Raw genomic sequence first — 25,588 nt, 5'->3', positions numbered from 1 at the left:
ACTATAGGGCCGGCCGCCCACGGGAGTCACGGAACCCCGCCCGCATCCATCGCATGCAGACAGGTCATACGACAAACCAACAATGCGGTCTGGACCGTCCGTGCATGGCTGTGAATAATCCGCGGTCCAACCAACCGGGCAGGCGCATGAACGTCGGGCCCTCCCATGGAGGAATCAAGATGTCAAAGACAGTGGCGCGTGTCGTCGCCGCAGGGCTGATGTCCATCGGCCTCGGTGTCTCCGCCCAGGCGGCCGACCTCAAGCTCATGACCGGCCCGCAGGGCGGCTCCTGGTACCCGCTCGGGGGTGCGATCAAGAACATCGTCGAGAAGAACGTCGCCGGCACCAGCGTGCAGATCCTGCCGGGCGCCGGTATCGCCAACGTCAAGGCGGTGGAGGCCGGCAAGGCCGACTTCGGGTTCGCGAACTCGGTGTCGACGGTCGACGCCATCAACGGCAAGCCGCCGTTCGACAGCAAGGCCGGCAACGTGTGCAACGTCGGCACCCTGTATCCGCAGTACTTCCAGGTGGTCGCCAACGCCTCCGCCGGCATCGCGTCGCCGGCCGACACCAAGGGCAAGGCGCTGACCACCCAGAAGAAGGGCAACACCGGCGAGGCGATCACCGCCCACCTGCTGACCGCCTACGGCATGTCCTACGACGACATGTCGCGGGTCAGCTACGGCTCCTACACCGACAGCGTGAACCAGCTGAAGGACGGCAACGCCGACTGGTTCACCCTCGGCACCACCGTGCCGGCCGGCGCCATCATGGACCTGGCCTCGGCCCGGCCGATCACCATCGTGCCGATCCCGGACGACGGGCTCGCCAAGATGAAGGAGATCAACCCGGGCTATCAGCGCATCGTGATCCCGGCCGGCAGCTATCCGGGCCAGGACGCGGCGGTGCCGACCATCGGCTACTCGACCCACATCATCGCGCGCTGCGACCTGGACGAGCAGGTGGTCTACGACGTGCTGAAGAACATCGTCGCCAACGTCCCGGACCTGGCGTCGATCGCCAAGGCGGTCGGCAAGGCCGACGCCAAGTCGATGGCGGTCGAGACCGGCGTGCCGCTGCACAAGGGCGCGATGAAGTTCTACAAGGAACAGGGCGCGCTCTGATCCGACCGGTTGCGTGCGACGGGGGCGGTTCCTGCCGCCCCCGTCGGCGCATTCCGACACCTTTTCCCGGAGAGCTGGCATGCGCCCCTGGACGCGTTTCGCACCGGGTCTGATCATGGCCGTCGGCCTGGCGATGACCCTGTACCACCTCTACACCGCCTGGTTCGGCGCACCGGACGCGCTCAGCTTCCGGGCCATCCACGTCGCGTTCGCGCTGGTGCTGGCCTATCTGATCTTCCCGGGCAAGGGCGGGGAGACCGACAACCCCGGGGTGTTTCAGTTCGCCCTCGCCATCCTGTCGGTAGTCGCCGCCGGCTACCTGCTGTGGGCGCAGGACTACATCGACAACCGCATGATCTACGTCGACGACCTGGTGCCCGAGGACTGGGTGCTGGGCTCGCTGATGATCCTGCTGCTGCTGGAAGCGACGCGCCGCTCGGTCGGCCTCGCCCTGCCGCTGACCGCCGCCCTGTTCCTGGCCTACGCCGTGTTCGGCGCCAACGCCGACCTGGCCCAGCTCATGGAGCAGATGTACCTGGGCACCGAGGGCATCTTCGGCATCCCGGTCAGCGTGTCGGCGACCTACGTCATGCTGTTCATCCTGTTCGGCGCCATGGTCGAGCGCACCGGCACCGGCAAGCTGTTCATGGATTTCGCACTGGCCCTGACCGGCCACACCACCGGCGGGCCGGCCAAGGTGGCGTGCATCACCAGCGGCCTGTTCGGCACCGTGTCGGGTAGCGCCGTCGCCAACGTGATGACCACCGGCGCCTTCACCATCCCGCTGATGAAGCGGCTCGGCTACCGGCCGGCCTTCGCCGGCGCAGTCGAGGCGGTGGCGTCGACCGGCGGCCAGATCATGCCGCCGATCATGGGGGCCGCCGCCTTCGTGATGGCCGAGTTCCTGGGCGTCAGCTACCTGACGGTCGCGGCCTACGCGCTGATCCCGGCGGTGATGTACTTCCTGGCGGTGTTCCTGGCCGTCCACTTCGAAGCCAAGCGCACCGGCATGAAGGGCCTGCCGAAGGCCGACCTGCCGCGGCTCGGCACCGTGCTGAAGGAGCAGGGCCACCTGTTCCTGCCGCTGGTGGTCATCGTCGGCGCCCTGGTCGCCGGCTACAGCGCGCCGTTCTCGGCGCTGTGCGGCATCGCCTCGGTGCTGGTGGCCGCCGGCCTGCGCAAGTCGACCCGGCACTACCTGACCCCGCGCAACATCGTCGAGGGCCTGGTCTCGGGCGCCCGCAACACCGTCTCGGTGGCGCTGGCCTGCGGCTGCGCCGGCATCGTCATCGGCGTGATCTCGCTGACCGGCCTCGGCATCGAGTTCACCAGCCTGGTGCTCGCCGCCTCGCAGAACCACCTGGTGCTGGCCCTGGTCCTGACCATGGTCGCCGGCATCATCCTCGGCATGGGCATGCCGACCACGCCCGCCTACATCGTGCAGGTCGCCCTGCTGGTGCCGGCGCTGGTCAAGCTCGGCATCGTGCTCGAGGCCGCGCACATGTTCACCTTCTACTTCGCGATCCTGTCGGCCATCACGCCGCCGGTGGCCCTGGCGGTGTACGCCGCCAACGGCCTGTCGAACGCCGGGCTGTGGGAGACCGGCCTGACCGCGCTGAAGCTCGGCGCCACCGGCTACATCGTGCCGTTCATGTTCGTGTTCGGCCCGTCGCTGCTGATGATCGGCGAACCGCTGTGGATCGCCACGACCGCCACCACGGCGATCCTCGGCGTGGTCTGCCTGTCGGCTGGCCTCGCCGGCTACCTGCTGGCGCCGCTGCCGCTCTGGCAGCGCCTGCCGCTGCTGGCGGCGGCGATCGTGCTGATCAAGCCGGGCCTGTACACCGACGCCCTCGGCATCGCCATCCTGGTGACGGTGGCCGGCCTCAACCTGGTCCTGAAGAACCGGGCGGCGACCGACACGGCGTGAGGAACCCTCCGGCGGCGCCCGCTCAGGCGCCGCCGATCCGCTCCCAGGTGAGAATCCGCTGGCGGGGCACGCCGCCGACGCTGTCCTCCGGCGGGCGGAGCACCATCAGCTCGCCGTCGAACGCGACCTTGCGGACCTGGTCGGTGCCGAGGCGCGGCGCGTCCGAGGTGCCGTCGACCCTCGTCGTCAGGGTCTCGCCGTCGTAGGCGTAGCTGCCGATGTACGACACGTACTCGCGCGCCGTGCCGTCGGGTAGTTCCGGGCGGCCGTCGCACAGCGCCGCGATCATCCGGCCCCCGGCGGTGAAGGTGGCGGTGCCGATCGGGGCCGGCCCGTAGGGTTTCGGCAGCGGATTCCCGTCACGATCGTGCGCGGCAGTCGTGACCAACCGCCAAGTGCCGACGATGTCCCGCATCTGCTAGCGTCCTCTCGAAAATTGGTGAACGGCGCGAACGGCCGCTTCAGGCCCGCCCCCAGGGAGGACTCGCATGATCTACGAATTCCGGACCTACACCACCCCGATCGGCATGGCGCCCGAACTCGCCCGGCTGTCGGCCGAGATCGGCCGGGACGTGCGCAAGGACGACTACGGCAAGCTGGAGGGCTACTGGCTGACCGAGATCGGGCCGCTGAACCAGGTCATGCACCTGTGGTCCTACGCCGACCTGAACGCCCGCCAGGAACTGCGTGCCGCCCTCGGGCAGAACCCGGACTGGCGCAACAAGTACCTGTCGGTGGCGCTGCCGCTGATCAAGCGCCAGGACATCCGGCTGATGCACGCGGTCAAGCCGCTGACGCCGCCCGAGGGATCGGGCCACGTCTACGAGTACCGCGTCTACCGCTGCAAGGTCGGGATGGCCAGGGCATGGTCGGAGAAGCTGCGCGACGTGCTGCCGGCGCGCGAGAAGTACTCCAAGAACGTGGCGATCTGGCTGACCGAGGCCGGCCAGCCCAACGAGGTCTCGCACCTGTGGGCGTACGACAGCCTGAACCACCGGGCCGAGGCCCGGGCCGCCACCATGAAGGACCCGGACTGGCGCGCCTTCCTGAAGAACGGCCCGGAGATGCTCGAGGAGATGCAGTCGACCGTGCTGGTGCCCTGGACCCACTCGCCGATGCAGTGAGCTGCGGCTGCGTGGGTCCCGGATCGGTGTCGCCTGCGACGATCCCGTCCGGGATGAGGGCGACCACCATCACGGTCCTCATCCCGGACGAGCGCAGCGCGATCCGGGACCCATGGGCGAGCGGCTCAGTGATACCCCTCCATGTCCTCCGGCCGGACCTTCCCGCGGAAGACGTGGTAGTTGTACAGGGTGTAGCCGAGGATGATCGGGATCATCACCACGACCCCGACCAGCGCGAACGACAGCGACGCCGGCCCGGCCGCCGCCTGCCAGATGTCGTAGCGGCCCGGCACCAGGTTCGGGAACAGGCTGACCGCGAGGCCGGCATAGCCGGTCAGGAACAGCGCGAAGCTGCCGTAGAACGGCAGGTCCTCGCCGCCGCGCCGCAGGCCCACGAAGATCGCAAGGCACAGCACCGCCGCGGCCAGCGGGATCGGCGCCAGCACCACGATGTTCGGCCAGGCGAACCAGCGCTCCGCCACCTCGGGCGCCGCCAGCGGCATCCACAGGCTGACGATCGCCATGGCCAGCGCCACCACCGCCACCAGCCGCTCGGCCACGCCGCGCGCCCAGGCCTGCAGGCCGCCGGTCGTCTTCTTGACGATCCAGGTGGCCCCCAGCAGGCCGTAGCCGGCCAGCATCGCCAGGCCGACGAACAGCGGGAACGGCGACAGCCAGCCCCAGGAACCGGCGCCGTCGACGGTCGCATGGCCTTCGACGAAGGCGCCCAGCACGATGCCCTGGCACAGGGTCGCGACCACCGACCCCAGGTGGAATGCGCCCGACCAGAACGGCTTGTGCGCCTCGCTCTTGAAGCGGAACTCGAACGCCACGCCGCGCAGGATCAGCGCCAGCAGCATCAGGGTGAGCGGCAGGTAGAACGCCGGCAGCAGGGTCGCGTAGGCCAGCGGGAACAGGGCCAGCAAGCCGCCGCCGCCCATCACCAGCCAGGTCTCGTTGCCGTCCCACACCGGCGCCACCGACACCATCATGGCGTCGCGCCACTCGGTCCGGGCGGCGCCGGGGAACAGGATGCCGACGCCGAGGTCGAACCCGTCCATCAGCACGTACATGGCGACCGCGAAGCCGATGACCGCGGCCGCCGCCAGCGGCAGCCACAGATCCCAGCCGGTCGCGTCGGTGAAGGCCTCGAACATCGCACTCACCCTCCTGCCGGCGGGTCGATGGAATCAAAGGCGGACAACGGGCGCTGCGGACGCTGCAGCCCGCTCGGCGCAGCCGGCTCCGCCTGCCCGTCGCGGTCGATCCCGCGCCGCAGCAGCCGCGCCACGTAGTACAGCCCGGCACCGAAGATCACGGTGTAGACGACCGCGAACCCGGTGAGCGAGCCGATCACCTGGTGCCCGGCCAGCGCCGACGCTCCCTCGGAGGTCCGCATCAGGCCGTAGACCGCCCAGGGCTGGCGCCCGACCTCGGTGGTGAACCAGCCGGCCAGCACCGCCAGGAAGCCGGACGGGATCATGAACGGCAGCAGCCGCAGGAACGGCCCGTCACGGTACAGCCGGCCGCGCCAGCACCGCCACACCGCCCAGGCCCCGACCGCGACCATCAGCAGCCCGAGCCCGACCATCACCCGGAACGCCCAGAACACGATCGCCACCGGCGGCCGGTCCTCGGGCGGGAAGTCGGTCAGCGCCGGGAACGTCCCGTTCCAGCTGTGGGTGATGATCAGGCTGGCGCCGTGCGGCAGCGCGATCTCGGCATGGTTCCGCTCGGCCTGCTGGTCCGGCCAGGCGAACAGCAGCAGCGGCACGCCGTCGTCGCCCTCGTTGCGCCAGTGCCCCTCCATGGCCGCCAGCTTGGCCGGCTGGTGCTCGGCGGTGTTGAGGCCGTGCAGGTCGCCGATGAGGACCTGCAGCGGAGCCAGCACCGCCGCCAGCCCGAGCGCCATCCCGAGGCTGCGCCGCGCCCCGACGTCGTCCGGTTCCCGGCGCAGCGCGATGGCGGCCATGCCGGCGACCGCGAAGCCGGTCGCGAGGAAGGTGGCGACCACCATGTGGGCGAAGCGGTACGGGAAGGACGGGTTGAACACCACCGCCCACCAGTCGGTCGGGACCGCCTTGCCGTCGACCAGCGCGTAGCCGGCCGGGGTCTGCATCCAGGAGTTCGCCGACAGGATCCAGAACGCCGAGATCAGGGTGCCGACCGCCACCAGCACGGTCGACACGAAGTGCATGCGGTCGCCGACCCGGTTCCAGCCGAACAGCATGACCCCGAGGAACGACGCCTCCAGGAAGAAGGCGGTCAGGACCTCGTAGCCCATCAGCGGGCCGATGACCTCGCCGGCGAACACCGAGAACGGTCCCCAGTTGGTGCCGAACTGGTAGCTCATCACCACGCCGGAGACGACGCCGAGCCCGAACGACACCGCGAAGATCTTCACCCAGAAACGGTACAGCCGCTTCCAGGCGGCGTCGCGGGTCGCCAGCCAGCGCGCCTCGATCACCACCAGCCAGCCGGCCAGTCCGATGGTGAAGGACGGGAAGATGATGTGGAACGAGATGACCGCGGCGAACTGGATCCGCGACAGCAGCAGCGCGTCGACGTCCATCGGCACCCCCGGGGGTTGCGTGCGTCGCCCCCAGGGTTACGCCCGGCCGGCCGCCGCGCCAACCCCTGCAGGCGCGGCGGTCGGTCGCGGTCTCAGTGCGGCCGGTCGCCCTGCAGGGTGACGCGGCGGACGTGGCGGCGGTGGCCGTCGTAGTCGTTGACCGCCCGGTGCATGGTGCAGCGGTTGTCCCACACCGCGACCGAGCCCGGCCCCCAGCGGAACCGGCACACGAACTCGTCGCGGATGCAGTGGGCGTACAGGAAGTCGAGCAGCGGCTTGCTCTCGGCCTCGGTCATGTCCTTGAAGCGCAGCGTGTAGTTCGGGTTGACGAACAGGCACTTGCGGCCGGTCTCGGGGTGCGTGCGCACGACCGGGTGCTCGACCAGCCGATCACCCTCGTCGTTGGCGTCGATGCTCATCGACACCGAGGCGTTCTTGCCGCCCTGGAACTTCGACTGGCTGCCGTAGGAGCGGGTGCCGGTGTGGACCGCGGTCAGCCCGTCGAGCAGCGACCGCAGGCCGGGCGACAGGGTCTCGTAGGCGGCGTACATGTCGGCGAACAGCGTGTCGCCGCCGCGCGGCGGCACCTCCAGCGCATACAGCAGCGAGCCCATCGACGGGGTTTCGAGGAAGGTCGTGTCGGCATGCCAGTTGCCGCCGAAATTGTACTTCCCGGCGTCCTCCGGTTCCTTGACGATGTCGATGATCTCCGGATAGCCGTCCAGGCTCTTCACGAACGGGATCGCCACCGGCTCGCCGAACAGCCGGGCGGCGCGCATCTGCTGCTCGGGGTCGAGCTTCTGGTCGCGGAAGAACACGACCGAGTTCGCCAGGAAGGCGTCGTGCACCTCCTGCGCCTGCCGGTTGGACAGCGGCTCGGCCAGGTTAACGCCGGCGATCTCGACGCCGATCGACCCGCCGACCGGGATCACCTCGATGGTTTCGTAGGACACGCCGTTTCCTCCACGTGGTTGCGGTTCGCCCACCGGTCTTCGCCGGGTCTTTGAAACGGAGTTTCGCGCGTCCGACGGGCGGCGTCCACGGTCACCTGGGAACCCGTCTCAGGCCGATCGCGAACGGAACCAGCGACAGCGTCATCACGATCGCCGCCGCCAGGAACGGCGCGCCGGGGAACTGCACGGTCGCCGCCGGATCGGTGAAATGCCCGAACAGCTGGCTCGCGAACAGCGGCGTGACGATCATCGCGACCGCGGTGGCGCTGGCCAGCAGGCCCTGCAGCTCGCCCTGGGCGTCGTCCGGCGTGGCGTTGGCCATCAACCCGGTCAACGCCGGCGTGACCACCGCCCCCAGCGCGACCGCCGGGATCACCGCCAGGCCCATCCATCCCGTGGTCGCGAAGGCGATCCACAGCAGGGCGCCGATGCTGAGCGCGAAGCCTGCCCAGGCGGTCCGCGGCTCGCCCAGCCGGGGCAGCACCACGCGGATCAGCCCGCCCTGCACGATCACGAAGCCGACGCCGACCAGCGCCAGCGACAGGCCGATCTCGGCGCTGGTCCAGGCGAACGCCGCCTTGGCGAAGAACGCCCAGATCGCCGGGTAGACGTAGTGCGCCACGTCGAACAGAAAGAACGCCAGCACCAGCCACGCAACGGCCGGCAGCCGCGCGAACTGGAGGGTCGCGCCCAGCGGGTTCGCGCGGGCCCAGGAGAACGGCCGGCGCCGGTCGGCGGTCAGGCTCTCCGGCAGCACCGCCAGGCCGTAACAGAGATTCGCGAACGCCAACCCCGCCGCCACGAAGAACGGTGCCCGCGTCCCGAAGCCTCCGGCCAGTCCGCCGATCGCCGGGCCGAGGATGAATCCGACGCCGAAGGCGGCACCGACCAGCCCGAAGGCCGCGGCCCGCTGCGCCGGCGGGGTCACGTCGGCGACGAACGCATTGGCCGTGGAATGGGTGGCGCCGGCAACGCCGGACAGCAGTCGCGCCACGAACAGCAGCCACAGGGTCGGGGCCAGCCCCATGATCAGGTAGTCGACGGCCAGCGCCGCCAGCGACGCGATCAGCACCGGTCGCCGCCCGAACCGGTCCGACAGGCCGCCGATCAGCGGGCCGCAGGCGAACTGCATCAGGGCATAGACGAAGAACAGGTAGCCGCCCCAGACCGCCGCCGCGCCGACCGGCAGGTCGGTCAGCTCCTGGATCAGGTCGGGCATGACCGGCATGACGATGCCGATGCCCATGGCGTCGATCAGCACGGTCACGCACACGAATCCGGTCGCGTGCCGGCCGAACCGTCCGGGCCTTTCATCGGCGACCTGCATGAGCGGCTTCCTCGTTCGACAGCGGGCGCGCGCACCCCGCGGGGTTCATACCGAGCGGGTGATGCCGCCGTCGACCCGGATGTTCTGGCCGGTGACGTAGCTCGACCGGTCCGAGGCCAGGAACGCCGCCACCTCGGCGATCTCCTCGGCGCGGCCGTAGCGGCCCATCGGGATCCGGGCACGGAACTCCGCCTTCTCCGGCCGGCTGTCGACGAAGCCGGGCAGGACGTTGTTGATCCGGATGCCGTCGGCCGCGTAGCGGTCCGCCACCAGCTTGGTGAACGCGGCGAGGCCGGCCCGGAACACCCCCGAGGTCGGGAACGCCGCCTCCGGCTCGAAGGTCGCGTAGGTCGAGATGTTGACGATGCTGCCGCTACCCTGGCCGACCATCGCCGGCACCACCAGCCGGGTCATCCGGACCACGTTCATCAGGTAGACGTCGAGGCCGAGGTGCCAGTCCTCGTCGCTCAGCTCCAGCACCGGCCCCTTCGGCCCGTGCCCGGCCGAGTTGACAACCGCGTCGATCCGCCCCCAGCGGGCCAGGGTCCGGTCGACCAGGTCCTTCAGGACCGCCGGGTCGAGGTTGGAGCCGGTGACACCGAGGCCGCCGAGCTCCTCGGCCAGCGCCTCGCCCTTGCCGGAGGACGACAGGATCGCGACCGACCAGCCGTCGGCGGCCAGCCTGCGGGCTATCGCCGCCCCCATGCCGGAGCCGGCGGCGGTCACGACGGCGGTCTTGCTCATGCGGTGTTCCTCGGAGTGCTTGTCGTCTGCGGGCCGACTTAGTGGATCTCCGGCTCCGGCGTCGGCGCCGTGCCCATCAGAACGTCGAAGTCGCAGCCCTTGTCGGCCTGGGTGATGTGGTCGGCATAGATGGCACCGAAGCCGCGCTCGAACCTGCGCTTCGGCGGCACCCAGGCGGCGCGCCGGGCATCGAGCTCGGCGTCGGAAACGTCCAGGTGCAGACGCCTCCCGGCGACGTCGAGCTCGATGATGTCGCCATCCTCGACCAGGGCCAACGGCCCGCCGACCCAGCTCTCGGGTGCGACGTGCAGCACGCAGGTGCCGTAGCTGGTGCCGCTCATCCGGGCGTCGGAGATCCGCACCATGTCGCGCACGCCCTGCTGCAGGATCTTCTTCGGGATCGGCAGCATGCCCCATTCCGGCATGCCGGGGCCGCCCTGCGGGCCGGCGTGCTTGAGCACGATCACCGAGTCCGGGGTGACCGGCAGGTCCGGGTCGTCGATGCGGGCCGCCATGTCGTTGTAGTCGGCGAACACCACGGCCGGGCCGCGGTGCTTCAGCAGCTTCGGGTCGCAGGCGGTCTGCTTGATGACCGCCCCGTCGGGCGCCAGGTTGCCCTTCAGCACCACCAGCCCGCCTTCCTGGTTGAGCGGGTTGGCGCGGCGGCGGATGACCTCCTCGTTGTAGACGTCGGCCCGCTCGATGTCCTCGCCGAGCGTCTTGCCGCTGACCGTGACCGCATCCAGGTGCAGCAGGTCCTTGAGCTCGCCCATCAGCGCCGGCAGGCCGCCGGCGTAGTAGAAGTCCTCCATCAGGAACCTGCCGGACGGCCGGACGTCGGCCAGCCACGGGGTCCGGCGCGACAGCGTGTCGAAGCGCTGCAGGTCGATCGGCACGCCCAGGCGCCCGGCCATCGCCAGCAGGTGGATCGCGGCGTTGGTCGAGCCGCCGATCGCCATCACCGTGGTGATCGCGTTCTCGAACGCCTTCTCGGTCATCACGTCGGACGGCTTCTGGTCCTCCCACACCATCTCGACGATCCGCCGGCCGGACTGGCTGGCCATCCGCGCGTGGTTGGAGTCGGCCGCGGGAATCGCACTGGAGGCCGGCAGCGACATGCCGAGCGCCTCGACCGCGCTCATCATGGTGGCGGCGGTCCCCATGGTCATGCAGGTGCCGGGGGTACGGGCGATGCCGTCCTCGATCTCCTCCCAGTCCTTGCGGGTGATGTTGCCGACCTTCAGCTCGGCCCAGTACTTCCAGGTGTCGGAGCCGCTGCCCAGGCTCTTGCCGCGCCAGTTGCCGCGCAGCATCGGCCCGGCCGGCACGAAGATCGCCGGCAGGTTCATGCTGGCCGCCCCCATCAGCAGCGCCGGCGTGGTCTTGTCGCAGCCGCCCATCAGCACCGCGCCGTCGGCCGGGTACGAGCGCAGCAGCTCCTCGACCTCGAGCGCCAGCAGGTTGCGGTACATCATGGTGGTCGGCTTCTGGAACGGCTCGCTGAGCGAGATCGCCGGCAGCTCGACCGGGAACCCGCCGGCCTGCCAGATGCCGCGCTTCACCTCCTCGGCCCGTTCCTTGAAGTGGGTGTGGCACGGGTTGATCTCGGACCAGGTGTTGACCACCGCGATCACCGGCTTGCCGGTCCAGTCGGCCCGGTCGTAGCCCATCTGCAGGGTGCGCGAGCGGTGGCCGAACGACCTGAGGTCGTCGGCGCCGTACCAGCGGTAGCTGCGTAGATCCTCGTACCGCTTGCGCGCCATCGATTCCTCCCGGGATGCCGATTGTCTTGGACCGCGAAGGCAGTCAGAGCGAAGTCGAGCACCCGGGCGTATCATGGTCAAGACGGCCCGCTACCCGGGGTGGCCATCGGTGCGGACCGCCATCGGGTTTTCCGCAGGAGGCAGTCATGGTTCCGATCAGAGTCGACCTCCTCAGCCAGCTCTCGCATGTTCCGGTCGAGACCGACAGGCTGCGGGCGACCATGCCGGATCCGAACCGCTGCGGGCTCGAGCACCACGAGTACCTGTCGATCCCGTCCGATCGCGTGGATCCATCGCTGTTCCGGCTGCCGCAGCATCGGTGTCTGGCGGAGTACTGGTGCCGGGAACGGGACCGGCGCGGCAGCCTGCCGCCGAGTGCCGAGTTCGACCCGGCTCAGGTCGTCCCGGCGCTGGGCTACATCATGCTGCTGGAACCGAACCGGGACGCGACGGACTTCCTCTACCGCCTGTACGGCAGCCAGGTCGCGACCCATCACGGGCGCGACATGACCGGCCGCTGGCTGAGTTCGTTCGACCCGCCCGGCCCGACCGTCTTCACCGCGCAGTACCGGCTGGTGGTGCGGGAGGGGGTCGCCGTGTACGCCGAGCACGACGCGGTCAAGGAGGTCTCGGTCATCACCCGCTGGTGCCGCCTCGCCCTGCCGATGGCCGGCAGCGACGGCGGGGTCGAGCGGCTGGTCGTCTGCAACGTGCCGATTCGGCGCGAATCGGTGGGCTGACCGGGCCCGGCACGAGCCGCCCGACGCGGCTCCGGGACCGGTCAGTCTCCGATCTCCCCGCCGAAGTCGCCGCGGCACTTTCGACCGTGGTGTCGCACACCCGAGTGCCATATATACACCGCGTCATGATCGAAGCTTCCACTCCGCCGTCGGCGCCGCACGACCGTCGGCGCGTCTTCTTTGCGCGCCTGAAGTACGTCGTCGAGGCGGCGATCGGCGTCGGCTTGCTGAGCGCGGCGATCTGGGTGCTGCACCGGAAGTTCTCCGATCTCACCCTCGCCCAGGTGATCTCCGAGTTCGAGCAGCTGTCGACCACCGGCGTGACGCTCTCGATCCTGCTGACCGTCGCCAGCTACATGGCGCTGCTGGTCTACGAGCGGCTGGGCGTCGCCTACGTGCACGCCAAGGTGTCGATCGCGCTGTCGTCGATGACCGGCTTCATCGCCTTCGTGTTCAGCCACAACCTGGGCTTCGCGCTGATCACCGGCGGCTCGGCGCGGCTTAAGCTGTACGGGCCGGTCGGCCTGTCGGTCGGCCAGATCGTGCTGCTCAGCACCTTCACGGCCTGGACATTCTGCCTCGGCGCCGCCCTGGTCGCCGGCGTGACCATGTTCGGCGAGGCCGACCGCATCGCCAAGCTGGTGGCCGGCCCGCCGATCGTGACCCACGCGGCGGGCGCGGCCCTGCTGGCCACCCTGCTCGCCTACCTGCTGCTGGGCATCCGGCGGCGCCACATCGAGTGGCGCGGGCACCGGGTGGAAACGCCGGGGCCGATCCTGACCCCGCTGCAGATCGTAGTGCCGGCAATCGACATCGCGCTCGCCGGCCTCGCCCTCTACGTCCTGCTGCCGAGCCTGCCGATCGGCCCGGCCGGCTTCGTCGGGCTGTACGTGGTCGCGACCTCGATCGGGCTGGCCAGCCACGTGCCGGGCGGGCTCGGCGTGTTCGAGGGCGCGATGGTGCTGATGCTGCCGGAACTGCCGACGGAGTCGCTGCTGGCGGCCATGCTGGCCTACCGGCTGATCTACTACCTGGGCCCGCTCGGGCTCGCGACCACCATGTTCGCCGTCGCCACGATCAGCCTCGGCCGGCCGAAGCGCTGAGCGGGTCGTCTACTCCTTCACCGCGCCGGTCATCGACGAGACGTAGTGCTCGACGAAGAACGAGTACACGATGCACACCGGTACCGAACCGAGCAGAGCGCCGGCCATCAGCGGCCCCCAGTGGTAGATGTCGCCCTCGACCAACTCGCTCAGCACCGCCACCGGCACCGTCTTGTTCTCCGACGACGAGATGAACACCAGCGCATAGATGAACTCGTTCCAGCACAGCGTGAACGCGAAGATGCCGGCCGAGATGATGCCCGGCACCGACAGCGGCAGGACGATCCGGGTCAGGATCTGCCAGCGGCTGGCGCCGTCGATCAGCGCACACTCTTCGAGCTCGTAGGGGATCGACTTGAAGTACCCCATCAGCAGCCAGGTGCTGAACGGGATCAGGATCGTCGGGTAGGTCAGGATCAGTGCCATCGGGCTGTCGAACAGCCCGTACTGGAACACCACCAGCGCCAGCGGGATGAACAGGATGCTCGGCGGGACCAGGTAGGCGAGGAAGATCATCCCGCCCACCCAGCGCGAGCCCGCATACCGGATGCGGACGATCGCGTAGGCCGCCATCACGCTGGCGGCGATCGACAGCAGGGTCGCGGTCACCGCCACCAGCATGGTGTTCCACATCCACACCGGATAATCGGTGTTCACGATCAGGTGGTAGTAGTGCGCGATCGTCGGATCGACGACCCACCAGGGGTTCAGGCTACGGTCGATCAACTCGTCGTTCGGTTTGATCGACGTCAGCCCCATCCAATAGAACGGGAACAGCAGCACGATCAGGAAGCACAGGATCGGCAGATAGACCGTGACCATCCGGCGCGGCAGCGAGACCAGGTAGTCCATGCCCTCGCTGTCGTCGCGTGCCACCTCGGCGGCAGGGTTGGTGTTCATCGCTTTCGTCCCCCGCCGTCAGTCGTCGCTCTCGCCCTGCTGCCACTTGCGGCGCTGCAGGCCGAACCATGAAAACAGGATGGCGGCGAGCAGGAACGGGATCATCGCCGTCGAGATCGCCGCACCCTCGCCGAGGTTGCCGCCCATGATCGCGCGCTGGTAGCTGAGAGTCGCCATCAGGTGGGTGGCGTTCGCCGGGCCGCCCCGGGTCATGGCGTAGATCAGCTGGAAATCCGTGAAGGTGAACAGCACCGAGAACGTCATCACCACCGCGATGATCGGCGTCAGCATCGGGTAGGTGACGTGGCGGAACATCTGCCAGCGCGACGCCCCGTCGATCGTCGCCGCTTCGTACAGCGACTGCGGGATGGTCTGCAGGCCGGCCAGCAGGGTGATCGCCACGAACGGAATGCCACGCCAGATGTTGGCGGCGATGACGCTGGCCCGGGCGTTGTTCGGCTCGCCCAGGAAGTTGATGTTCTCGCTGATCAGGCCCAGCTCGGTGAGCGTCCAGGAGATGATCGAGAACTGCGTGTCGTAGATCCACCAGAACGCGATCGCCGACAGCACCGTCGGGACGATGAACGGCAGCAGCACGATCGCCCTGATGATCGCCTTCCACGGCATGTGGTTGTTCAGCAGCACCGCGAGATACAGGCCGAGCGCGAACTTCAGGATGCTGGCGACGATGGTGTAGAGGAAGGTGTTGAAGACGCTCAGCCAGAACACCGGGTCCTGATTCAGCCACTCGAAGTTCTCGAGGCCGATGAACACCCCGTCCCGCCCGATCCGGGTGTCGGTGACGCTGAGCCAGATTCCCAGGCCCAGGGGATAGGTCAGGAACAGCAGCAGGAACGCCGCCGCCGGCAGCATGAACCACAGGCCGAGCCAGTTGCGGTCGTACTTCAGGCGGGTCCAGAGATCGATGGGAGCCGCCGTCTCCTGCGCTCTCACTCGTTCGGCATCCGTCGCCACGCCGCGTCTCCCTCTTCGGTGCCGGGCGGCAACCGGGAGCGGCCGCAGCCGACCGCTCCCGGTCCCCCCCGCAGACAGCGCCTAGACGCGGTAGTACCGCTCGGCGCGCTTCTGAGCCGTCTCCATCGCCTCCTTGACCGTCGTCTGGCCGGTCGCGGCCTGGCTGACCATGTCGACGATCACGAAGTCGGCGAGCGCCCCGGCCGCCGCATAGCCGAGCGGGCCGGCGTAGCCCATGTCGAGGGTGCGGGTGCAGGCCTCCTTGAAGACCGCCCGCTTCGGATCCTCCGACCAGACCTTGTTGCTCTCGTAGGACTTCAGGGTCTGGGTGAAGTAGCCGACCGACTGCTCCAGCCATGCGTCGTACTGCGGTGCCTCCATCAGGAAGGCCAGCAGCGTCTTGCAGGCGTTCGGGTACTTCGAGTACTTGAACGCCTCGATCATGAAGGGAAGCTGCAGCTCGGTCGGCCTGCCGACCGGGCCGATCGGGTAGAAGGCGTGGTCGATGTCGGCCGCCATCTCCATCTTCTGACGGACCGCCGCCGCGTAGATCGAGATGCCGTTGTTGGTGTAGCTGACGTCGCCCGACAGGAACGCCTTGTTGTTGTTGGAGTCGTTCCAGGACGCCGTGCCGGGGATCCAGTTCTCGTACAGCTCCTTGACGTATTCGAGCGCCGCCGCGGTCTCCGGGCTGTTGATGACCACGTTGCCGTCCTTGTCGACCAGTTTGCCGCCGTGCGCCCAGACGACCCAGTGGCACCAAGCGTTGCCGTCGCCGGTGGCGCGGCCGAGCGCCATACCGGCGGGCGTGCCGTTGGCCTTCAGGGCCTTGGTCAGCTTCATGAGATCGCCGGTGGTGGTCGGGAACGTCTCGAACCCGGCCTTCTGCACCTGCGATACCCGGTAGTTGATGTAGTTGCCCGAGACGCACAGCGGAATCGCCATCCAGCGGCCGTCGCGGATGCCGTAGGCCGCCGGCGACTCGTACCAGCCGCCGTACTTGCCGCCGAGGTAGTCGGCGACGTCGGTGACGTCCAGCAGCTTGTCGGGGATCAGGTGCGGGATTGCCATCGGCCCCCAGATGATGTCCGGGCCGGCGCCGACATTGGCCGCCACCGCCGCCTTCGGCTGGATGTCGTCGAGGAACTCCTTGTCGAGGCGGACCTTGACGCCGGTCGCCTCGGTAAACGCCGCGATGTTCTTGTCGAACTGAATGTCCTCGGTCTCGACGAACCGGTTCCAGCGAAGCATACGGATGCTGGCGCCCTTCTCGGGCTGGAACGGCGACTCGGCCGCCCAGGCCCTGGCCCAGTCGACCAGGCTGCCGGCTCCGCCGAACGCCGCGCCGGCGGCGAGAGCAGTGGAGCCTTTCAGCATGGCGCGGCGGGAGACGCTCCTGGTGATGTCGTCCGTCATCGTGCTTCCTCCCTTCGTGCGGCCTTTGCCGGCCGTCCTTTGGATCGGATGACTGTCTTTGCCGTCCGGCCGATCCGCCCGGTCCGGCGGTGGGCGCGGCTACAGGTGCTGGCCCGTCTCCGCGTCGAACAGATGGACCTTGTCGAGCAGCGGCGCGAGCGCCACCCGCTCGCCCGGCCGGAACGCATGGCGCTCCCGGAACACCGCCTGGAACTCCGCCCCGGCGATGCGCGAAACCAGCAGGGTTTCGGCCCCGGTCGGCTCGACCACCGCGATCTCGCCGTCCACGGCGGGCTGTCCGGGCTCGGCCATCACCAGATGCTCGGGGCGGATGCCGTACACCACCGGCCGCCCATCGTGCGCCGACCAGCCGTCGCCCAGCGGGAACGACACGCCCTCGCCGGCCTCCAGCCGGCCCGGCCCGCCGTTCGCCCGGACGGTGCCGCGCACGAAGTTCATCGCCGGCGACCCGATGAAGCCGGCCACGAAGGTGTTGCGGGGGTTGTCGTAGAGCTCGAGCGGCTCGCCGATCTGTTCGACGATGCCGTCGTGCATGACCACGATCCGGTCGGCCATGGTCATGGCCTCTATCTGGTCGTGGGTGACGTACACGCTGGTCGTGGTCAGGCGCTGGTGCAGTTCCTTGATCTCGGTTCGCATCTGCACCCGCAGCTTGGCGTCGAGGTTGGACAGCGGCTCGTCGAACAGGAACACCTGCGGGTCCCGTACGATCGCACGGCCCATCGCAACGCGCTGGCGCTGGCCGCCCGAGAGCTGCCGGGGGAACCGGTCGAGAAGTGCCGTCAGTCCCAGAATGTCGGCGGCCCGCCGGACCCGGGCGTCGAGGTCGCCCACGTCGGCCCCCCGCAGCTTCAGGCTGAAGGCCATGTTGTCGTAGACCTTCATGTGCGGGTACAGCGCGTAGTTCTGGAACACCATCGCCACGTCGCGTTCCTTCGGCGGCACCTGGTTGACCACCCGGTCGCCGATCAGGATCTGGCCGTCGGATATCCGCTCCAGCCCGGCAATCATGCGCAGCAGCGTCGACTTCCCGCAGCCCGACGGCCCGACCAGCACGACGAACTCGCCATCGGCGATATCAACGCTGACGCCGTGGATCACCTCCACGTGCCCGAACGACTTTCGGACATCCCGTATCCGGACCTCGGCCATCCGGCGGCCCTCCCAGCACGCACCGACGTTCGTGCGCCGGCGCAATTATCGTTCGTTGCCGGGAAGCGTAATGGAAGATGTCATCATACGAAAGGGCCGAGCTTGCGGACGCCCGTCAGCGCCCGCCGGTCCCCTGGTGCCGCCTCAGGCCGCCGGGGCGGACAGCACCCGGCAGTCGTCGGCCAGCGTCAGCTTCGGCTCGGTCAGCGCCTGCAGGGCCGGCAGGGTCAGCCCCTCGACCATCGCCCGCACCACCAGCCCGGACGGCGTCACGTCGATCTCCGCCAGGTCGGTGAAGATCTTGCGCACCACCTTCGGGGCGGTCAGCGGGTACTTGCAGGTGTCGACGATCTTCGGCTCGCCCTTCTTGGTGGTGTGCTCGGTCAGCACCCACACCGCCTTGGCGCCGACCGCCAGGTCCATGGCGCCGCCGACCCCCGGCGGGAACCGCCGGTCGCCGGTGGTCCAGTTGGCGAGGTCACCCTGGCCCGACACCTCGAACGCCCCGAGCAGGGCGAGGTCCAGGTGGCCGCCGCGGATCATCACGAAAGCGTCGGTATGCACGAAGTACGCGCCGCCCGGCTTCATGGTGATGAATTCCTTGGAGGCGTTGATCAGGTCGCGGTCCTCCTCGCCGGCCGCCGGCGCCGGGCCGAAGCCGAGCACGCCGTTCTCGCTGTGCAGCACGATCTCGCGGTCGGCCGGCATCACGTTGGCGCACAAGGTCGGCACGCCGATCCCGAGGTTGACGTAAGAGCCGTCGGGGATCGCCTGGGCGGCGCACCAGGCGAGCTGGCGGCGGCTGAGACGGGTGAAGGCGTCGGCGGTCATGGTCGCGCTCATATGTCCCACTCCCGGTCGTTGTCGATGTGCACGACCCGGTCGACGAACACCGACGGGGTCACGATCGCTTCGGGGTCGAGCCCCCCGAGCGGCACGATCTCCTTGGCCTGCACGATGGTCAGGTCGGCGGCCATCGCCATCACCGGGCCGAAGTTCCGGGCCGCCTTCGAATAGACCAGGTTGCCCCAGCGGTCGGCCTTCTGGGCCTGCACCAGCGCCACGTCGGCGCGCAGCGGCAGTTCCAGCACGTAGTCGCGGCCGTCGATCGTGCGCACCTCCTTGCCGGCGGCCAGGTCGGTGCCGACGCTGGTCGGGCTGTAGAACCCGCCGACTCCGGCGGCCGCGGCCCGCATGCGCTCCGACAGGGTGCCCTGGGGCACCAGCTCGAGCTCGATCTCGCCGGCGGCGTAACGCGCGTCGAAGTTGTCGGAGCCCTTGGAGCGCGGGTAGCTGCAGATGATCCGCCGCACCCGGCCGCTGCCCATCAGGGCGGCGAGGCCCTCGGTGCCGGTCCCGGCGTTGTTGGAGATCACCGTCAGGTCGGTCACGCCGAGGTCCAGCACGCCGTGGATCAGGTCGTTCGGCACCCCGGCGAAGCCGAAGCCCGAGATCATGATCGTCATGCCGCTCTCGATGCCGGCGACCGCCTCCGCGACCCCGGGAACGATCTTGTCGATGGCCATGCGCAGCTCCGCTCCAAATCGGAGCGACACCATAGCGCCGCCGGCCGCCGCGTCCAGCCCGTCGGATCAGCGAAAGCTGCCGTCGGCCTGGCGCTCGAGCACCGCCTTGACCGGCGCCGCCTCGCCGGTCTCGCCCGGCAGCAGGAACTCCGGCAGATCGTAGGATCGCAGCGCGTCCCAGTGGCTCGCCAGGTCCTCGCGGAACAGGTCGCCGACGATGCCGGACACCAGTTTCGGCACCGCGAACTTCATAGCGTTGATCGACGCCCCCGACGGCCCGAAGCTGACCGTCGTCGCGTAGGTGAACAGCCGGATGTGCCGCAGCCACGGCGCACTCCCGGGCACCTTCTCCAGCAGCTCGAAGCCCGGCCCGAGATAGGGGTAGCGGGCCAACCGCGGGTTCGACTCACCTTCCGGCGGGGTGTAGCGGTCGGCCCACAGCGCCGCCCGCTCGGCGATCCCGGCCATCTCGGGGCGCACCGACAGGTCGACGTCGAAGCCGGTGCCGGCGATCAGGAAGTCGGCCTCGAACACGCCCCGCGGCGTGTGCAGCCGGACCGTGTCGCCCAGCGGCTCGCAGCGCTGCCACTCGGCCGCGGTCTCCAGCCGGAAGGCCGGATGCCGGGCCGCCCGCTCCCAGGTCTCGCGCGGGAACGCCTCGCGCATGGTCAGCAGGTGGTTCATGAACCGCCAGCGCCAGGAATCGTCCAGCTCGGCGAAATGGTCGAGAAAGCCCGGGAACGACAGCCACTTGAACGGCTGCACCCGTTGCAGCTCGGGCCGGCGGCAGTAGACCGCGACCTCGGCGGCGCCGGCCTCGAGCGCGGTTGCGGCATTGTCGAACGCCGAGGCCCCGGCCCCCAGCACCGCGACCCGCCGGCCGGCCAGCGCCCCGAAGTCGATGTCGTCGCCGGTATGGGCCCAGAACCGGCGGTCCAGCGCCTCGACCTGCGGCGGCGCCCACCAGCGCCCGGACGCCTCGATGCCGGTCGCCAGCACCAGCTTGCGGGCCGTCACCGTCTCGCGCCGGCCGTCCACGAGGTGGCGCAGGGTCGCCCGCAGGTGCTCGCCGTCCGGCGCGATGCCCGTCAGCTCGACGCCGTTCTCGATGTCGATGCCGAGCACCCGGCGCAGCCACAGCAGGTAGGCCGCCCAGTCCTGCTTGGCGATCTTGTTCAGGGCGACCCAGGCCGCGGCACCGTGCTGCGCCTCGAACCAGGCCTGGAAGGTCAGCGACGGGACGTCGAGATCCGGGCCGTTGACCTCCTTCGGCGAGCGCAGGGTCGCCATCCGGGCATAGGTCAGCCACGGCCCCTCGCGGCCGGGCTCGGACCGGTCGACGACGCGGAAGTTGGTCACCCGTGCGCGCAGCAGGCCGTGCGCCACCGCCAGGCCGCCCTGCCCGCCACCGACCACCAGCACGTCGAGCACGCGCCGGCCGGCCGCGTCCTGCCGGGAAGGAACCCAGGCACCACGCGGATAGGCGATGCGTTCGAGGTCGACGGCCGCCTGCCGCTCGAGTTGTTCCAGACCGTTCACGGGGACCGCATCCTTTCGTGTTCTCTCCAGGCGTCAGGGTAGCCCGGAACCCGGGCGTGTCACCCGTCAGGCGCCCTCGGCCGGCAGCTCGATCGCCGCCCGCAGGCGGGCGGCCCGCACGGCGACCAGCAGCACCATCGCCAGCCCGACGACGGCCCCGGCAGCGAGCGGCCAGCGCAGGCCGACGAAGTCGCCGGCCGTCCCCATCATCAGCGCGCCGATCGCCGGACCGCCCCGGAAGATCAGCCCGTGCAGGCTGAGCACCCGTCCCCGCATGGCCGGCGACACCGCGAGCTGGACGACGGTCTGCAGGCCGACGCCGGACGCCACCATGACGCCGCCGAGGAAGCCGGCGGCGGCGATGCCGACCCACAGGACATCCGTCGCCACGAAGCACAGCACGCCGAGCGACACCCCGGCGGTACTGGCCAGCACCAGGGTGACCAGCCCCTCGGTCCCGCTGCGCCGTGCCAGCAGCCAACCGCCGATCACCGCCCCGACACCGACCGTCGAGGTCAGGGTCGCCAACGTGTCGGCACCGCCCTGGAACACGTGGTCGGCGAACCCGGGCAGCAGCTCCAGGACCGGACGTACCATGATCGAGGTGACCAGGTGCAGGGCCAGCAGCGGGCCGATTCCCGGGTGCCGCGCGGCATAAGCCAAGCCAGCCCCGATGTCGGCCGCCAGCCCGGACCGGGCCGGCCGCACCGCGCTGAGGTCGCGGCCGGCGCCGGGATTGCGGTGCCGGATGGCGATCAGGGCCGCCAGCATCGCCAGGTAGCTGACGGCGTTGGCGACGAACGACCAGCCGACGTCGGCGGTCACGATCACCAGCCCGGCCAGCGCCGGGCCGACGAACCGCGCGATGTTGAACACGATCGAGTTGATCGCGACCGCGGTGGTCAGGTTCTCGCGCGGGACCAGGCTGGAGACCAGGGCCAGGCGCGACGGCTGGTTGAAGCCCAGGACGAGGCCGCCGAGCAGCACCAGGACGATCAGCGACCCGACGGTGACGTGGCCGGTCAGGGTCAGCACGCCCATGGCCGCGGCCAGCACCATCGCCGTCGCCTGGCACGCCATGATGATCCGCACGCGGTCGAGCCGGTCAGCCGCGACCCCGCCGATCAGCCCGATGAACACCGTCGGAAACAGGTCGGCGAACGCCACCGCGCCGAGCCAGGTGCCGGAATGGGTGAGGTCCCAGGTCAGCCACCCCACCGAGACCCGCTGCATCCACATGCCGATCAGCGACACGCTGTTGCCGAGCGTGTACAGGCCGTAGTCGGGATGACCAAGGGTGCGCAGGATGGCGCGGGTGCCGGTGGCGGCGGGCATGGAAGGTCTCGATCGGTCGGTGACCCGACGGTAGCGCCGTCGTGGCACCTTGTCAGCCGGCGGCGTCGACCTTCAGGAGCGAAACGAACATAAAGTTCATTTCGATCTCTTGCTTCCGATTGAAAACCAATTACGGTGAATCTATATTCTTATGGAAGGCATGAACGCCTTTCCTGGGTAATCTCAGGAGGTGGAGGCAAGGATGGCCAGCAAGCAGGACAAAGCGGCGAAGCGGGCACCGATGGCCGAGCAGGTGATCGACGTTCCGTACTCGCTTTGGCTCGCGACCCTGGCGTGCGCCCTGATGGCGACGATCGCGCTGGCCGTGGTCGTGGGGATCTACCTGCTCGATGCCGCGCTGGTCCTGACCGAGCAGGTTCCGGTGTTCGGGCCGACGACCTATTTCCGCGTTTTCGAGCTGGGCGCCCTGTTCGCGGTCGGGGCGATCGTGGCCCACCTGCTCCGGCTGCGGCTGGAGGCGCTCCGTCGGGCCTCGATCCTGGTGCCACTGCCGTATTCGATCGTCACCACCCCGCCCGGCGGCGACACGTTCTCGACCTTCGAGTGCTCCTGCAAGGTGACGCTGGCGCTCGACCACGAGCGGCCCCTGGTCCACTTGAAGGAACGGCCGGAAGCGCTCCGGAGCTTCCTGGAAAACGCCTTCGCGGTAGCGGTCACCGATCCGGTCATCCGCTACTCGAAAGCGAAAATGGAGCAGACCCTGAAGATCGCCGCCCACCACGTGCTCGGCGAAGGGGTTTCAGGCGTGATCCTCTCGGAAGTCCGCCAACGTCGGGTGCCGGCCCGGCGCGCGGCCCCGTCGGCGAACACCGACCTGGCACCCGAACCGTCCGCCGCCGTCGGCTGAGCCGGCTCAACGCCGGAGGTTGCGGTCGAGTGCCGCGAACAGCGCCGTCACATCCTCGATCGAATTGAACAGGTACGGGCTCACCCGGACGCGCCCGTCGCGCAGGCTGACATGCACGTTCCCGGACGCCAGGCGGTCGGCCAGGTCGGGTGCCGGCGGCTCCGGCAGCGTGATGCCGATGAAGTGCGGAGCGCGATGCGCCTTCGGCGGCACCCGCCAGCCCCGCGACTCGGCCTCGTCGGCGATCCGGTCGACCAGCGGAGCCAGCGTGGCGGCGATCTCGTCCACCCCCCATTCGGCGATCTGCCGCATGGCGGCCTCGGCCATCGGCACGTGGATCATCGCGTCGGCCGCCCCCTGGTCGAAGCGCGCGGCACCATGCCGGAACCGCTCGCCGTAGCCGGGCGACAGGGTCATCGGCCCGTCGCCGATCCGGGTTGCGTGATTGTGCTCGATCGGCTCGCCGTGCTGATGCCTTGGTGCCACGTACAGGTAGCCGGACTGATCGGGCGACAGCAGCCACTTGTAGGCCGAGCAGGCGACGAAGTCCGGATCGATGCGGCGCACGTCGAACGGCTGGGCGCCGATCGACTGGGTGGCGTCGACCGCCAGCACCGCCCCGTCGGCATGCACCGCCGTCGCGATCGGCAGCAGATCGATCAGCCCGCCGTCGACCCAGTGGACGTTCGGCAGCGCCACCAGCCCGGTCTCCGGACCGAGATGCTCCAGGACCGCGCTGGTCCAGTCGCCGTCGTCCGGGCGCGGCACGACCACCACCTCGCCGCCGTCGCGCGCCGCGACCCGCCGCCAGACGTAGTAGTTCGACGGGAACTGCGCCTCCAGCATCACGACGGTCTGCCCGGGTTCGATCCGGACGTTGGCCGCGGCCACCGCCATGGCGTAGCTGGTGGCGCCGGTCAGCGCGATGTCGCCGGCCTCCGCCCCCACGAAGCCGGCGAACAGCGCGCGGCAGCTCGCCATCTCGTCGGCAAGCCGCAGGCGCTCCGGATCCCAGGGCCGCGCCTTGCGGTCGACGGCCCGGCGGCCGGCGTCGCGCGCCGCGATCGGCGCCGGCCCCTGGGCCGCGCAGTTCAGGTACACGATGTCGTCCGGGAGATCGAACAGGTGTCGTTGATTGGCCAGCGGCATGGGCGGCTCCGATCGGTCGTCAGCGCTCGACTGTAGAACCGCGCCGCCGGGGCGTTAACCCCGAAGCCGTCGGCTCGGCGTCACGGATCGGTCCCGGTCGCCCGGGCGTGCGGTTCCCCGAGACTGGTGTCGTCGAGATTGACCCCGTCCAGGACCGCGCCGCTCAGGTCGGCGCCCCCGAGGCGGGTCTGCTGGCGACGGCCGGTGTCGGCGCCGCTCTGGCTGAGAATCGGGGCCGCGGTCATGACCGCATCGGTCAGGTCGGCCCGCGACAGGTTGGCGCCCGCCAAGTTGGCGCCCGAAAGGTTGCAGCGGGCCAGCGAGGCGAGCGTAAGATCGGCCCCCGCCAGGTCGGCCAGCACGAGCAGGGCATCGGTCAGCACCGCTCGCTGAAGCTGGGCCCCGCGCAGGTCGGCACCGGACAGGTTCAGGCCCCGCAGGTCGGCGTCCGTCAGGTCGACCCCGTCGAGCGAGGCCCGCGCCCCGCGCCGCCCCTCGCTGCGCACCCAGCGGTCGTGGTCGACCAGGGTGCGCTGGATCTCGGTGGTCACAGCATCGGTGGGCGGCGTCAGCCGCGCCCGCGAAGTGTCCACCTTGGACAGATCGACGTCGCGCAGCCGGGCACCGACGAAGTTGGTTCGCTCGACCGTCGCGCCGTCGAGCTGCGCACCCGACAGGTCGGCGCCGGTGACCAGGGAATCCGTCAGGTCGGCGTGGCTGAGGTCGGCGCCGGCCAGGATCGCGTTGCGCAGCACCGCGCCGGACATCGACGCACGGCGGAGCGACGCCCGTTCGAGATTGGCGCCGGTCAGGTCGGTCTGCGCCATCACCGCCTGCTCGAGCTTGGCGCCGGTCAGGTTGGCCCGGTGCATGCGGGCGCCGGCGAAGGTCACCGGGTCGGTCGGCCCCTGGGAATCCGACGACGTCTCGACCGGCAGGCCGGTGGCCGCCCGCAACGAGACTCCCCGCAGGTCCGCCCCCTCGAAGACGGCGCCGACCAGCCGGGCGCCGCTCAAGTCGGCCTCGAACAGCGTGGCGTTCACGAAGCTGACGCCGGAGAGATCGGCACCGGCCAGGACCGCACGGCTCATGTCCGCGCCGACGAACCGCGCGCCCTGCAGCGACGCGCCGGCGAAGTCGACCTCGCGCAGGTCGGCCCCGGTGAAGTCGAACCCGAACAGGTTGGCATGGGCGAACGACGCCGGCTCGCCGTCCGGCGCGCCGTCGAGCCAGCGCCGGTGGGACGCAAGCTTGCGCTGCACGACATCGCGCGGTGTATACGGTCCTCCGCTCATCAGAGCAGACTACCCCAGGCCCGCTTAACGAC

At 69.7% G+C, this 25,588-nt stretch carries 23 protein-coding genes; 6 read left to right on the top strand and 17 right to left on the bottom strand.

Annotated features, from left to right (window positions below; genetic code table 11):
* Window positions 1-179: 179 nt before the first annotated feature.
* Both IE246_RS12015 and IE246_RS12010 read left to right on the top strand, forming a co-directional pair.
* Window positions 180-1,124: a TAXI family TRAP transporter solute-binding subunit gene (locus IE246_RS12015; protein WP_189989794.1), complete on the top strand. Its 945-nt coding sequence runs from the start codon at window positions 180-182 to the stop codon at window positions 1,122-1,124.
* Window positions 1,125-1,203: 79 nt separating this feature from the next.
* Window positions 1,204-3,054: a TRAP transporter permease gene (locus IE246_RS12010; RefSeq protein WP_189989792.1), complete on the top strand. Its 1,851-nt coding sequence runs from the start codon at window positions 1,204-1,206 to the stop codon at window positions 3,052-3,054.
* Between the two features lie 22 nt (window positions 3,055-3,076).
* Here IE246_RS12010 and IE246_RS12005 read toward each other — a convergent pair whose 3' ends face one another.
* Window positions 3,077-3,469 carry a lipocalin-like domain-containing protein gene (locus IE246_RS12005; protein ID WP_189989790.1) on the bottom strand — a complete coding sequence of 131 codons (393 nt, stop codon included), beginning with the start codon at window positions 3,467-3,469 and terminating at the stop codon, window positions 3,077-3,079.
* A 73-nt stretch (window positions 3,470-3,542) separates the two neighbouring features.
* Here IE246_RS12005 and IE246_RS12000 point away from each other — a divergent pair, with 73 nt between their 5' ends.
* Complete coding sequence (locus IE246_RS12000) at window positions 3,543-4,178, top strand: NIPSNAP family protein (RefSeq protein ID WP_189989788.1); 636 nt, start codon at window positions 3,543-3,545, stop codon at window positions 4,176-4,178.
* A 125-nt stretch (window positions 4,179-4,303) separates the two neighbouring features.
* Here the strand turns inward: IE246_RS12000 and IE246_RS11995 are convergent, their stop codons facing one another.
* From IE246_RS11995 to araD, 6 genes are all read right to left on the bottom strand, one after another.
* Window positions 4,304-5,335, bottom strand: coding sequence for a cytochrome d ubiquinol oxidase subunit II (locus IE246_RS11995; RefSeq protein ID WP_189989786.1), 1,032 nt, complete (start codon window positions 5,333-5,335; stop codon window positions 4,304-4,306).
* A 5-nt stretch (window positions 5,336-5,340) separates the two neighbouring features.
* Window positions 5,341-6,750 carry a cytochrome ubiquinol oxidase subunit I gene (locus IE246_RS11990; protein WP_189989784.1) on the bottom strand — a complete coding sequence of 470 codons (1,410 nt, stop codon included), beginning with the start codon at window positions 6,748-6,750 and terminating at the stop codon, window positions 5,341-5,343.
* Between the two features lie 92 nt (window positions 6,751-6,842).
* The gene (locus IE246_RS11985; RefSeq protein WP_189989783.1) at window positions 6,843-7,703 is read right to left on the bottom strand and encodes a TauD/TfdA dioxygenase family protein; all 861 of its coding nucleotides are present in this window, start codon (window positions 7,701-7,703) and stop codon (window positions 6,843-6,845) included.
* 91 nt (window positions 7,704-7,794) lie between these two features.
* Entirely contained in the window at window positions 7,795-9,030 is a 1,236-nt protein-coding gene (locus tag IE246_RS11980) for a TCR/Tet family MFS transporter (protein WP_189989781.1), read from the bottom strand.
* 45 nt (window positions 9,031-9,075) lie between these two features.
* Window positions 9,076-9,774 carry an SDR family oxidoreductase gene (locus IE246_RS11975; RefSeq protein WP_189989779.1) on the bottom strand — a complete coding sequence of 233 codons (699 nt, stop codon included), beginning with the start codon at window positions 9,772-9,774 and terminating at the stop codon, window positions 9,076-9,078.
* 38 nt (window positions 9,775-9,812) lie between these two features.
* On the bottom strand, window positions 9,813-11,537 hold the full coding sequence (araD, locus tag IE246_RS11970; protein WP_189989777.1) for an L-arabinonate dehydratase: 1,725 nt from the start codon (window positions 11,535-11,537) through the stop codon (window positions 9,813-9,815).
* 146 nt (window positions 11,538-11,683) lie between these two features.
* Between araD and IE246_RS11965 the strand changes: the two genes are divergently transcribed.
* Both IE246_RS11965 and IE246_RS11960 read left to right on the top strand, forming a co-directional pair.
* On the top strand, window positions 11,684-12,277 hold the full coding sequence (locus IE246_RS11965) for a PAS domain-containing protein (protein WP_189989775.1): 594 nt from the start codon (window positions 11,684-11,686) through the stop codon (window positions 12,275-12,277).
* A 125-nt stretch (window positions 12,278-12,402) separates the two neighbouring features.
* The gene (locus tag IE246_RS11960; RefSeq protein WP_189989773.1) at window positions 12,403-13,380 is read left to right on the top strand and encodes a putative bifunctional lysylphosphatidylglycerol flippase/synthetase; all 978 of its coding nucleotides are present in this window, start codon (window positions 12,403-12,405) and stop codon (window positions 13,378-13,380) included.
* 9 nt (window positions 13,381-13,389) lie between these two features.
* Here IE246_RS11960 and IE246_RS11955 read toward each other — a convergent pair whose 3' ends face one another.
* From IE246_RS11955 to IE246_RS11920, 8 genes are all read right to left on the bottom strand, one after another.
* Window positions 13,390-14,280 carry a carbohydrate ABC transporter permease gene (locus IE246_RS11955; protein WP_189989770.1) on the bottom strand — a complete coding sequence of 297 codons (891 nt, stop codon included), beginning with the start codon at window positions 14,278-14,280 and terminating at the stop codon, window positions 13,390-13,392.
* An 18-nt stretch (window positions 14,281-14,298) separates the two neighbouring features.
* Window positions 14,299-15,234, bottom strand: a complete 936-nt coding sequence (locus IE246_RS11950; protein WP_229836988.1) for a carbohydrate ABC transporter permease — start codon at window positions 15,232-15,234, stop codon at window positions 14,299-14,301.
* Window positions 15,235-15,336: 102 nt separating this feature from the next.
* Window positions 15,337-16,671, bottom strand: coding sequence for an ABC transporter substrate-binding protein (locus IE246_RS11945; protein ID WP_189989766.1), 1,335 nt, complete (start codon window positions 16,669-16,671; stop codon window positions 15,337-15,339).
* Between the two features lie 99 nt (window positions 16,672-16,770).
* Window positions 16,771-17,844 (bottom strand): ABC transporter ATP-binding protein, encoded by a 1,074-nt coding sequence (locus IE246_RS11940; protein ID WP_189989764.1) that lies wholly within the window; start codon window positions 17,842-17,844, stop codon window positions 16,771-16,773.
* A gap of 144 nt (window positions 17,845-17,988) precedes the next feature.
* Entirely contained in the window at window positions 17,989-18,687 is a 699-nt protein-coding gene (locus tag IE246_RS11935) for a 3-oxoacid CoA-transferase subunit B (RefSeq protein ID WP_189989762.1), read from the bottom strand.
* Window positions 18,684-19,370 (bottom strand): 3-oxoacid CoA-transferase subunit A, encoded by a 687-nt coding sequence (locus tag IE246_RS11930; RefSeq protein WP_189989760.1) that lies wholly within the window; start codon window positions 19,368-19,370, stop codon window positions 18,684-18,686. The genes IE246_RS11935 and IE246_RS11930 overlap by 4 nt, the downstream gene beginning before the upstream one ends.
* Window positions 19,371-19,436: 66 nt before the next feature.
* Window positions 19,437-20,909, bottom strand: a complete 1,473-nt coding sequence (locus tag IE246_RS11925; protein ID WP_189989758.1) for an FAD-dependent oxidoreductase — start codon at window positions 20,907-20,909, stop codon at window positions 19,437-19,439.
* A gap of 66 nt (window positions 20,910-20,975) precedes the next feature.
* Window positions 20,976-22,244 carry an MFS transporter gene (locus IE246_RS11920; RefSeq protein WP_189989756.1) on the bottom strand — a complete coding sequence of 423 codons (1,269 nt, stop codon included), beginning with the start codon at window positions 22,242-22,244 and terminating at the stop codon, window positions 20,976-20,978.
* Window positions 22,245-22,446: 202 nt separating this feature from the next.
* Here IE246_RS11920 and IE246_RS11915 point away from each other — a divergent pair, with 202 nt between their 5' ends.
* Window positions 22,447-23,112 carry a hypothetical protein gene (locus tag IE246_RS11915; RefSeq protein ID WP_189989754.1) on the top strand — a complete coding sequence of 222 codons (666 nt, stop codon included), beginning with the start codon at window positions 22,447-22,449 and terminating at the stop codon, window positions 23,110-23,112.
* A gap of 6 nt (window positions 23,113-23,118) precedes the next feature.
* Here the strand turns inward: IE246_RS11915 and IE246_RS11910 are convergent, their stop codons facing one another.
* Both IE246_RS11910 and IE246_RS11905 read right to left on the bottom strand, forming a co-directional pair.
* Window positions 23,119-24,261 (bottom strand): aminotransferase class V-fold PLP-dependent enzyme, encoded by a 1,143-nt coding sequence (locus tag IE246_RS11910; protein WP_189989752.1) that lies wholly within the window; start codon window positions 24,259-24,261, stop codon window positions 23,119-23,121.
* 80 nt (window positions 24,262-24,341) lie between these two features.
* On the bottom strand, window positions 24,342-25,556 hold the full coding sequence (locus IE246_RS11905; protein ID WP_189989750.1) for a pentapeptide repeat-containing protein: 1,215 nt from the start codon (window positions 25,554-25,556) through the stop codon (window positions 24,342-24,344).
* Window positions 25,557-25,588 lie beyond the last annotated feature (32 nt).

This window comes from Thalassobaculum fulvum, assembly GCF_014652915.1.
Taxonomy (GTDB): Bacteria; Pseudomonadota; Alphaproteobacteria; order Thalassobaculales; family Thalassobaculaceae; genus Thalassobaculum_A; species Thalassobaculum_A fulvum.
Note: the sequence above shows the minus strand (reverse complement) of the source record. Positions and strands in the feature narration are given on the sequence as shown.